This is a genomic window from Thalassotalea mangrovi (assembly GCF_005116735.1).
In the GTDB taxonomy this organism is placed as follows: Bacteria; Pseudomonadota; Gammaproteobacteria; order Enterobacterales; family Alteromonadaceae; genus Thalassotalea_A; species Thalassotalea_A mangrovi.
Genome location: NZ_SWDB01000035.1, coordinates 56,270 through 67,918, shown reverse-complemented (window position 1 = coordinate 67,918; position 11,649 = coordinate 56,270). Strand labels below are relative to the sequence as shown.

The following is an 11,649-nucleotide window of genomic DNA, read 5'->3' as shown; positions in this document are numbered from 1 at the left end:
TCAAGGGCCTGCTGCAGCACTGCCGTATCATCGCCCATATCGGTGTTATTCACCTGATAATCCGTCACCAGGTTGCGGGTAACATTAAAACTCACTGGCTCAGTGTAGAAATCTGCATCGATTACCGGTAACGGTTGTGGACGCGGATTTTCCGTATACGTGCCACTGCCATCATGGAAGCCATAATCCGGGCCATCGTAGTCACTACCATCATCACCGTCGTCACCACTGGTTACCGAACGGGCCAGCGCGTTGTCACCGATCAGCAGGTAATCATCAATGATGACTTTATCTCCGACTTCCAGGCCGCCGAAAAAGAAGGCAGGTAAGACATCGACAATGTCAGCACCGGTGGTTAATTGCCAGGTTTCAGGAATCGAGAACGACTCTGATCCGGTATTGGCGTCGATAAATGTGACCTCAATCCACTGGCCAAAGTTATCGGCACTTACTGTCGTGGTATAGTCGGCGGTAACCGCCTGAGCAGCTGCAACCTTTTCAAACTTATTGGCGCCGCCAACGTTCCATGGCAATAGATGATGTTTGATGGTTACATTCTCGGTACCGCTGTTACCAGCGCCCTTCTCAACTTTCACGCGCAGTGTGACGGACTGAATTTCAGTATCGATAGCGCCATTGCCAAACTCATTACTCCATGGGTTGGCATTACCCCACTTATGCCACAACAGAGAATGATTATTGATATAGGTACCATCATTGATGTCGGTTATAGAGACGGCATTCGAGTTCAAATAGCCGGTGGCAGTTTCCAATGCAATCGTACCAAAGCCACTGGCGATATAACCCCAGCCGCCATTTTGGGCCACAGTGGCCTCTTCAAAATCATAAGAAATCGAAAAGTCCGTAGGAATAGGTAACGGCTCGCCAACCGTAGAAGACGCGGTATAACTATCGAGGTAAATTTTGTCACCCACCTCGGTATTGGCAAACTTAAATTCTGGATATATCTGTAACTCGCCGCCCGATGCATGTAGCCAGGTGGACGGAATGGTAAAGTCAACAGAATCACTACCTTGCTGGACAAAATCAACTTTTATCCAGCCGTTGCTGCCAGCCGGAATCGTGCCGACCAGTTTAGGTGATGCGGCAATACCCGCTGGATAGTTGACGCTCTTATTGCCTGCTTCCAAACCATAGGGGATCAGGTAATGAATAATCTCAATATCCTTTTCACTGACCAGCTCGGTTTTAACCCATAAGGATACACTGTTAATGGTATGCCCATGGTTAGCGAACATCATAGTAAACGGGTTAGCACTCCAGTCTTGCAGTAATATGCCGTTTTGTTCCGGGTTGATATTGATGCTGCTGTCGATATAGGACATTGCCGAACCTGCTTCACCCGCATTTTCTGCAAAGGCCATGACACCACGATCAATAATCGAATAAATCCAACCTTGCGCTCCCTGGCCGCTAGCAATTTCGTTAACGTCAAAGTTATAGGTAAAGGTTAAGTTATCACCTAAGGTAAAGCGGTCACCCGCACTGGCACCGCTTATCTCGGCGACCGGGGTTACCAGGTTACCGCCGCTGTAGCTGCCACCAGACGAGCCACCATTGTCACCGCCACCATCAACAGGTTCACAACATGGATTTTCCAGCGGCGTGTCGCTGATGCGATAGTTATCTACATAGACCTTATCGCCAACCTCAAGGCCGCCGAACAAGAACTGTGGATAGACCTGAATCGCAGATTCACCATCGTAATGTACCCAGGTATCCGGTACGGTGAATTGGCGCTCCCCGGTATTGCTATCGATAAACTCGACCTGCACCCAGGAATTGTTGGCAGATGCGGGGATCACCATTTCATATTGTGGTCCCACGGCAATACCGGCGTTTATCGTCTTACCCTTGGTATCATCAATCAATGGGTAAGGCACCAGGTTATGCGCCACGGTCACATTTCCGGGCACTGCTTTTTCAACTTTCACCCACAAGGATACAGATTCGAGCGTTTTACCGTGGGCATCTCCCAAATAATCTGTCCAGGGATTGATATTGTCTCGATTAGTGCGGTTATTAAATCGAATGCCATTTTGGCTGATATTGGTATTTGTGCTGGTATCCTGATAAGAATACGCTGCACTGCCATCATGAGATGCGCCGGCCTCGAACGCCATAACCCCACGATTCTGAGCTGGATAGACCCAGCCTTCCCAGTTATTGTTTTCGGTTTGAATTTGATTGACGTTAAAATCATAGTAAAACACGTCGCTCGCAATATTTCGCTCCGGATCCAGTGGATAAACATCCTCGCCATCATTCACTCCATCTCCATCGGAATCCGGATTTAACGGATCTGTTCCCTGAGCTACTTCATCGCTATCGGACACATTATCATTATCATCATCGCTATCGGCATTATTACCAATGCCATCGAGATCGGTATCCGTATCTTCTGCCGGATTTAATGGAAAAGCATCGATATCGTCGTTGCTACCATCACCATCGGTGTCAGGGTTTAACGGGTCGGTGCCATTGGCAATTTCGGCGTTATCTAAGACATTATCGTTATCATCATCGCTGTCGGCATTATTACCAATGCCATCGAGATCAGTATCTGTATCTTCTGCTGGATTTAACGGGAATACATCGACACCATCGATGCTGCCATCTCCATCGGTATCGTCATTTAACGGTTCCGTGCCCAACAGGATTTCATCATTATCACTGATGCCGTCGTTATCATCATCGGCATCATCTTTATTGCGAATCCCGTCACAGTCAAAGTCTTTGCCATAGGCATTACCCTGCCCCGTGGCTTTATCGTGATTTGGTGTACATATCTGGCCTTGTTTGGCATTTTCATTATTATTGGTTGCCTTGCCATCGCTTTCATTAGCGATGCTGCCGGGACTGGTTAATAATCCCCCGGCCAGCAATGCTGTCATCAACAGGCTTCTATGCTTTAACTTCATTTTCATTATTGTTTTTCCCCACATGGTTTCATACCAGTCGTTACTGCTTGTTCAATAACTGGTGAGTCAAGTTTTCATTTGGTAAAAAAATCCCCGCGGCAATCGGCGGGGATTTAAGTGGTGGTTACTAACTTATTATATGTTTCTCAGTGACCAGAGAATTACAGGTCATCGGTACGAACGACGCTATAATCATCCAGTAGAATGGTATTACCAGCCGGCAAGCCGTAAATTTCCCAGACAGTAAACACATCCGTCACTGTGCTCCAGGTATTTGGAATCGACCATTCACGCTTTTGACTCTTGTCTTCAACGAATTCGATAAACTGCCATTCGGTGTTTGCCTCAAGCTCAGCGGTAAAGATTGCGGCTCCGCCTTCGGTATAACGTCCAGGGAAGCCCTGTGCGCCCTCTTCAATACCATCAAAAATCCATGGCACAATAATATGACGCAAGGTTACTGGCTCGCTCGGTTGCTGCTCTAGCTTGACCCAGACTGCATATTTGTAGGTCTTGCCGATAGAGTTAAAGCCGCGGCCGTAATTCCAGCTGTACCAGTGACGTTGTTTATTCCAGACCTGTTGGGCAGCCATGGTGTAGGGCGTGCCTTCGGCAGTGACGACACTGCCCGCGGTGATCTGCACCGATGCCTCGCCGGAAACCGCATCGCTCGACGCGGCGAAACCAGCTAAGTTGCCTTTATAAGGCGCGCCAACTGCATCCAAGTTAAAATCGGTATTAAAACCAAGGGCATTTTCCGACACACCTGGGTCACACATCTCATTTTTCACCGAATTTACCGTCAAAGTACGGTCCTGAACTTCGGCAATTGGCGTACTCCCGGTAAAGCCAGACAGCAGCGCGATATCGATGTTAGAGCTTTCACCAACCATATCGGTGGTTTTAACGACGGCGGTTTCTCCAAACCCCTTGTTCAAGGTGTCTAAAATGGCAAAGCCGCTATCATTGGAAGACGTCCACTGATACTGATAGTCCCCGGTTAAATCGTCGGCTACGGATGTTGGTGATACGGTCACGCCCGTGGCAACACAGGCCGGCAGGTCTTTCAACCCCGTTGCCACACCATTTTCATCAACATCACCATTATCGACATTCAGTACAAACCCAGGGGTTACTGTGATGGTTACGGTGGTTTGTTGTTCCGGAGTGCTGACACTGCTGATCACAACATCCGTGGTGCCTGTTGCCAGGCCCGTCACTAAGCCATTGCCGTCAACCGTAGCAATTGAAGTATCGGCTACCGCATAGTTCAGGCTGGCATTACAAACATAATCGGGCACCGGATAGGCTGCCATCTGCACCGTGCCACCGGCCTGTACTTCAGTAGATGAAGCAACCACTTCCGTCACTGGATCTGGAATAGCATTAAAGGTTAATTCGAGCAGGCGCTCGGCTGCGCCCCCTTCGTAGCCATTATCAATTTCATACGTTACCTGATAGGTAACGGTGGACGGGAAGTTACCGGTGTTGTCACACTCACGTAATGACTCGCTAAACAGTTCGGTATTGATCACCAGCTCGGTGCCATCAATGGTAAATGGCGAAATTCGGTGATTCGGGATGGTATTAGACTCGGCCTGAGGCGTTGTAAAACCCTCCGGCTCAACAAAGTCGATGTTTTTGATAAACTTAGCGCCATCGGTGTCTGCCAGGGCTACGCCATCGACGCTGGCACCCTGCAGTAAATCAACACGCTGTTCACCACTATTTTCTGCAAACTCGGCGCTAAAACTGGCATCAGCAAAACTGATCATGCCGTTATCGTTACCGTAACCCGGGTTATAACCTTCATCGGTACCACAGGCCGAAAGGCCTACCAATACCGCACTTGCTAGAATTGTTTTTGTTAGTAAGTTCGTTTTCATCTTACTTCTCCAAATTTTTTAGCAGGCCCAGATTCGGGGCCTGCAATAATTAATCACTCAAAATACGCTTAGAATGTACCGCGAATACCGATACGGAATTGACGGCCGGTTTTGAATATCGACGCCGTGCGAGACTCGGTGACATTGCTATCATCCAGCGCATTACCCTCATCCAGTACGATTTCTGAAGAATTGGCATTATTCGCAGCACGCGTGTTGGCACTGGTGTAATAAATTCTTCGAGTGTCGTCGGTCAGGTTTAGAGCGTGTAAAGTAAGACTTAAATTGTCGGTAATCTTGATGTTCGAACTAAAGTCCAGGCGAACGGTTTCTTCCTGCCAGGTAGCACCACCCACCAGGCCGCGGCTTACTAACTGATCATCAGTAAAGCGATGCGCGAGGCGGAACTGGGTGCCATTTTGCTCCCAGAATAAGGTGGTATTGGCAGAGTGTTTCGGCGTATATGGCTGAGGCAGAGATTTCAGGGTAATACCATCAAGCACTTCTGGATCGGATTCAGAATCCTGATAGGTATAATTAAAGCTCAAGCCAAAGCCTGATAATAAGCCTGGTAAGAAGTCATAGTTTTGGGTGTAACCAAATTCGAGGCCCTGAATGGTTGCCCCTTTACCATTTTTAACGGTATTAACGTTGGCAACATCACATTCGATGATCCACTCATCGATGAATCCACCATAATGACGATTTGGATGACAGTCCTCGGCATCACCAACTTCGCGGTTTTCATCAAACGGTAGTAACAGGTCCGCACTTTCCAAATCGTACTGGGTTCTGACATCACGATAGTGATAAGGAATATTGGCGGTCTCTTCGAAGTTGGTCATATCCTTGTAGAATAATGCCACAGACAACAGGCTTTGTTCGTTGAAGTACCACTCCCAGGAAACGTCAACGTTGTTCGACTCCAGCGGTTTTAAGTTGGCATTACCGGCGCTACCGGTCGCACTGCCGAATGATTGTTCCTGTACCTGGACCCGCGGGTTCAATGAGTCGAAACGTGGACGAGTCATGGTTTTACTTACCGCAAAACGACCGATCATTTCATCATTAATGGCATAGTTCAGGTTTAAGCTAGGTAACCATAATTCATTGATATTACTTTGGGTGACCATAGCGGTACGGTTGTACATCTGGGTACCGTATTGCGCATACAGCGGATTAGTATTTGCGGTACTTAAATCCCAGAATGGCCAGATATGACCATCGGCGTGGAAATGCAACCAGTCCCGTTCGGTTAACGACACCAGGTTACCGTTCTGGTCATAAATTTGTGCCGGTAATGGATTGGTAACCAGCTCACCGGTTTGTGGATCACGATAGGCCACCAGGTTAACGTCCGGCCCTACCTGACCATCCGCGCCTGGTACCAGCCAGGTGCCGGTTACCGGATCATACGGTAAGGTCGCTGAATTATTTTTGTTATAAGCATGGGTAATTTGCCATGCCCAGCAATTTTGCAAATCGGCAGCGTTTTCCGGCGCATATTTATGACCACTATCCCCCGGCACTACAGCCTGGATCGGTGCTGGACATGGCTCCAGCGCCATATTGGCCAGGTCGCGCTCTTCCAATAGGTTATAAGCATCAAGGAATCTAAAATGCGACGGGTATTGGATGCCACCAACACCGGTGGCAGTATTTTTATCCTTAATGTAACGGATACCGATATTACCGGTCAGCTTGCCATCCATTAATTCAAAATTGGTTTTAAAATAGGCGGCGGTGGTTTCGGTTTCGATTTCACGAGAACCGTTAATATCTTCGCGAGCACCGATGCTAGTGACATCATCTAAGCCGGTAAAGGCCGCCAAAGCTTTATCACTGTCGAGCAATGGCCAGCCAAAAAACAATGGATTAGAGCGGTCACCCTGAATATCGTCGGCAAAGTTATCATACGGGAATTGCTCATCGGCAAGAATATCCATCACACTGATGGTACCCATGCCGCTGGTTTCAAACGGTACGTCGCTATCCCCTAATGATTCGAGGGCATCGGCATCGGCATTTTCAATGATCAGATTCTGTACATGGACGTCTTTAGTTCGGGTGGTATATTTAGCACCAAATTCAAACGAGCGAACGTACTCATTATCCAGTTCGTAATCAAAATCTAAAAACACCGATTTACTGGTATCTTCGAGTTTGTTATTACGAAACACAAAGCGGCTTAAATGGTTATGTTGTAAGTCTAACGGGTTAAATCGACTGGTAACCAGGTTAGCGGAGCCATCATAGGCATCAAAGACTGCCGGTGTTTCACCGGTCAGGTAACTACAGGAACTGCCGCTCGAACAGTCATACCCGACCATCTCCAGGGCTGCATCCGGCATTTCGTAAACCACTTCCGCTCCGGCCGTACCCCAGGTTGCGGTGTTCATACTGACATAACGGTCTTTACTGTCCTGATCCGGGGTTTCGTCAGTGGTACGAGAATACCCTAACATCAAGTCCATGGTCAGGTTATCGGAAATAATATAATCAAATTTCAGGCTGGCAACATCAGAGTCGACTTCACGCAAGCCGGAAGAACGCAGCAGGCCACCGGTAATGGCACGACTACTGGATTTCACCAGGGTATTGTTGGTTAAATCGACAGCGTTAAGGGCCAGGTTATCATCATCCGGGTGAATCAGTGGTTGCGCCGGTGAGATATTCATATTCAGACCGTGATAATCGGTGTAAATATCCTGTTCAGTGTGAGTGATGTCCAGTTGAATATCTAAATCATCGGTCGGGCGAAACTGTAAGCCCGAGGTAATGGTAAAACGTTCACGCTCATCAGTGCTCAAGCTCATGTTGATGCTGTCGCGAGCAAGGACGTATAAATCCCCTTCATGCAGGATTTGGGTTTCCGGATCGTAATCCACCAGAGATTCAATCGGATTAAGCAATGGCTGGCCATTATCACCAAGAATCATATTGCCATCAGCATCACGCTGATAACCTAACACCCTGATCGGCTTGCCGGTAGCAACATCGTGCGCGGGTCGGGAATTTACATTATTCGAGGAAATATCGCTAATTGCTATCGCACCCGCTTCCCAGTTAGTGTTTATTCTGTCGGTACGGGTTTTTTGCTCATCTTTCGAAGCGGTTAAAACAAAACCGAAAGTATCATCGAAAAATTTATCGGCAATACTGAAATTCAGGTGTGCATCGTTTTCATCGGCAAATTCGTTATAGCGACCTTCAACGGTAAACGAGCGACGCGGGCGATTCAGTTCCAGAGGTTTAACGGTACGTAAAACAACGTTTGCACCTAGTGAACCTTCGTCCTGGTCGGCTGAAGCGGTTTTGATAACATCAATGGAGGATAAAACACTGGAAGAGAACGCACTTAAATCAACACTGTTATCGTTGGTGGCATCGGCATTAGAGCCGTCAGTACTCATACCACCGGTCAGGGCGACGCCGTTCATGGAAATTTGGTTTAGTGACGGACCGGCACCACGCACGGATATACGGGTACCTTCACCCGCTTCTTCCTGAACCGTTACCCCGGTTACCCGTGATAATGCATCGGCAATATTCTGGTCGGTTGATTTGCCCACGTCTTCGGCGGAAATCGAATCCGATACCGACTCAGAAAAACGCTTGGCATTGATCGCCCGCTTCAAACTGCCTCTAAAGCCTTGTACCTCAATGACTTCAATCTCATTTTCGGCCTTAGCTTTTTCCTCCGTCTCTTCCTCTGCAGCATACAGAGGGGTCGACATCATTGAAGCCAGAATAGCAGCCGACAGGGCTGATAACTTAAATTGCTGCCTCATGTTGTGTTTACTCCCCATTTTCTTGTTATGGTTTTTCTCAGGTTTTTTGAACGACTTAATCAGCCAACCTTTTGAATTTTTTAATTAGTTGAATCTTTTGGTTTTATTAAATTGCTTGTTTTTTAAATATTGTTAATTATTGATAAGCACCGACACGCGTTTAAGGGTCATGTACTCTTCTAAACTGTATTTCGAACAATCTTTACCGATGCCTGACTGCTTTAAGCCGCCATGAGGTAATTGCACCGCATAGTGAGCTTCGTTAATACAAACACTGCCCGACTGAATTTTTTCCGCCGCCTGCAGACCGCGTTGTAGATTGGTGGTATAGACGTATGCAGCGAGACCAAACTCGTTGTCGTTGGCCAGGCTTAAAATGTCGTCGTTATCGGAAAATGGCAGCACCGCTAATACCGGGCCAAATATTTCCTGTTGAACCACTGACATAGACAGGTCGACATCGGCTAGAATGGTAGGTTGTAGGTAAAACCCTGCATCAGCGGTTTTGTTACCACCGGTTACCAGGCTTGCGCCATTTGCGACTGCCTGTTCAATCAGACCAATCACCCGCTCACGTTCTTTGCCATTAATCATCGGCCCCATCATCCGGCCTTCACCCTTACCGGCTCTAAGCGTCAGCCCCTCGGCACGAACCTTAGCTTTTTCCAGAAAAGCGGAATAAACCGACTCATGGACAAAACAGCGGTTAGGCGATACACAGACCTGGCCGGAATTGCCAAATTTCAGATCGACAATATCCTGTACCGCTTTATCCAAATCGGCATCGTCATAAACGACTACTGGCGCATTACCACCAAGCTCGACAGAGAAATGCTTTAAGTTGGTCAGGGAGTTTTTCATGCAGTTCACCCCGGCATTGGTAGAGCCAATCATGGTGAACAGCTTAGTTTTATCGCTGGTTAACAGCGGATCGGTAACATCGTACTGATCGCTGGAAATCATATTGATGACACCAGCAGGGATACCGGCTGCAATCGCCAGTTCAGCACAACGTAAGCTGGCCAGCGGCGTCACCTGGGAAGGCTTAATAATGGCCGAACATCCTGAGGCCAGTACCGGTCCAATTTTGTAACCAACATTGAGCAGCGGGAAATTCCAGGCTAGGTAACCGACCACAACCCCTAGAGGCTGGCGACGCATATAATGTAAGAAACGACCGTCGGGATCTGGGATAACCGGTTGTTCAATGCGTTTTGCTTCTTCAACGAAATAACGCAGGCAGGTAACCAACATGCCAAAATCATAATCGGCGTTATCGTATGGCTTGCCAGTCTCGGCAATCAGAATATCAATAATTTCCTGTTTGTGTTGCTCAAGCAAGTCGGCATAGGCCAGGATCAGTGGTTCGCGCTCGCTCAGTGGCATCGATGACCAGAGATTAAAGCCTTTATCTGCCGCTATCAGGGCTTGCTCGATATGCTCGGGGCCAGCCTGTGGTGCCTGTGCGACAACATCGCCGGTCGCCGGGTTGACGACAGGAAAAGTTTGTTCGGTACTGATCAATTCGCCGTCAATCAGCATCTTGTATTGGTGCGTATTCATAAGGTCTCTGTTGTACTTACGTTAAATTCTTGCAGCATGTCCAAGTCGATTTGAACACCTAATCCTGGCGCGTCGGGAACCATGGCTTCACCATTGGTCACTTGCACGTTTTGGCTATACAGTTGATCTCGCAATGGATTTTCAGTGCGATCATATTCAAGCAGGAGAGTTTTAGCTTCTGCACGGCCGGGCTCCGGATAGGCGGTTGCCAGGAAATGTACCGCGGCGGCAAGGTTAAGTTGCGTGCCCCAGACATGGGGGATCATATTCAAGCCCTTGGCAGATGCAAGTGCGCGTATTTTTAAGGCTTCGCTGGGACCACCACAGTAGGCAAGATCCGCCTGCACTAACTGCACGCCACCGGTGTTTAGTAGACGTTCGAAGCCATAGCGGGTTTGTTCACATTCACCGGTCGCGATGGCAACCGTGGTTTTATCCTGCAACTGGCGGAATAAGTCCGGATGCTCCGGAGATAATGGTTCTTCAAACCAAATGTAATTGTGCTGCTCCAGCACCTTAGCAATCCGGCTAGCCTCCGGCAGGCAATAGGCATGGTTAGAATCGGCGGCCAGAATCGTGTTAGGCAAAGCTTCACGCATGGCAACAATCAGGCGTTCGTCAAAATCAGGATTCTTGCCGACTTTGATTTTCATCGCCTGATATCCCTGCTTGGCATAGCCAACGGCTTCATCGACCAGGGCAACCAGTAATTCATCTTCCGGTAAATCTCTAAAATACATGCCGGTGGCATAACAACTGACTTTGTCGCGCTGTTGACCTCCCATCATCTGGCTGACACTCTGGTTTGTCGCTTTGCCTTTTAAATCCCAAAGCGCCATATCAATGCCAGACATGCCGGCCATCATGATGCCTGAGCGGGCAAAGTCTAAAGAGGAGCGCCACATATGATGCCAGACAGCATCAATCGCCAGCGCATCCATATTGATAATGCGCGGCGCATAAAATTTTTCAACGGCTGCCTGAATCACATCGGCAGGGCCATAACACTCGCCCCAGCCCGATACGCCGTTATCTGCAATGACTTCCACCAACAAGACATTTCGCTGGTTGTAGGACCATTGTGAGAACCCAAACGGCTGTTGTAACTCACAGCGCACATGATGGGTTTTGATACATTTTATTTTCATTGTTTGCCTAATTGTCCGAACAATTGATGACTCTTTACCAATATGCGGATACAAAAAACTCTAAGATTATAGAATCAATATAAACATATGATGTTTATATTATCAATACTTTTACTAAAAGAAAGGTTTATTTTTGCAAGTTGAAGAAGATGTTAGAGGCGATAGCGGCAGGTAAATGACGGTGAGCAAAGCTGCAAATACGCACCAATAACGGCGGGTTTTGAGCTGTTCTGGATCGGTTTCATGTTGTGCTGAGAGCTGGTTAAGGCATTGCCGCCAGGGTCTGACACATCCCCGATACAAGGTTATCAGTGAGTAG

General features: G+C 47.9%; 4 protein-coding genes and 1 pseudogene. All 5 read right to left on the bottom strand.

All coding sequences use genetic code 11. The features are described 5' to 3' along the window. Nucleotides 1–2,948, bottom strand: a pseudogene (locus tag E8M12_RS14500) (hypothetical protein); the annotation flags it as partial. Nucleotides 2,949–3,103: 155 nt separating this feature from the next. Continuing rightward, nucleotides 3,104–4,828, bottom strand: coding sequence for an Ig-like domain-containing protein (locus E8M12_RS14495; RefSeq protein ID WP_136736989.1), 1,725 nt, complete (start codon nucleotides 4,826–4,828; stop codon nucleotides 3,104–3,106). 68 nt (nucleotides 4,829–4,896) lie between these two features. Continuing rightward, entirely contained in the window at nucleotides 4,897–8,619 is a 3,723-nt protein-coding gene (locus E8M12_RS14490) for a TonB-dependent receptor domain-containing protein (protein WP_136736988.1), read from the bottom strand. A 132-nt stretch (nucleotides 8,620–8,751) separates the two neighbouring features. Beyond that, nucleotides 8,752–10,182, bottom strand: coding sequence for an aldehyde dehydrogenase family protein (locus E8M12_RS14485; protein ID WP_136736987.1), 1,431 nt, complete (start codon nucleotides 10,180–10,182; stop codon nucleotides 8,752–8,754). Then, the gene (locus E8M12_RS14480; RefSeq protein ID WP_136736986.1) at nucleotides 10,179–11,330 is read right to left on the bottom strand and encodes a mandelate racemase/muconate lactonizing enzyme family protein; all 1,152 of its coding nucleotides are present in this window, start codon (nucleotides 11,328–11,330) and stop codon (nucleotides 10,179–10,181) included. The genes E8M12_RS14485 and E8M12_RS14480 overlap by 4 nt, the downstream gene beginning before the upstream one ends. Nucleotides 11,331–11,649: the final 319 nt, after the last annotated feature.

Bases quoted from the DNA above. Each gene is read 5' to 3' on its own strand.
- E8M12_RS14490 (WP_136736988.1), bottom strand. From the start codon at position 8,619: ATGAGGCAGCAATTTAAGTTATCAGCCCTGTCGGCTGCTATTCTGGCT.
- E8M12_RS14480 (WP_136736986.1), bottom strand. From the start codon at position 11,330: ATGAAAATAAAATGTATCAAAACCCATCATGTGCGCTGTGAGTTACAA.
- E8M12_RS14495 (WP_136736989.1), bottom strand. From the start codon at position 4,828: ATGAAAACGAACTTACTAACAAAAACAATTCTAGCAAGTGCGGTATTG.
- E8M12_RS14485 (WP_136736987.1), bottom strand. From the start codon at position 10,182: ATGAATACGCACCAATACAAGATGCTGATTGACGGCGAATTGATCAGT.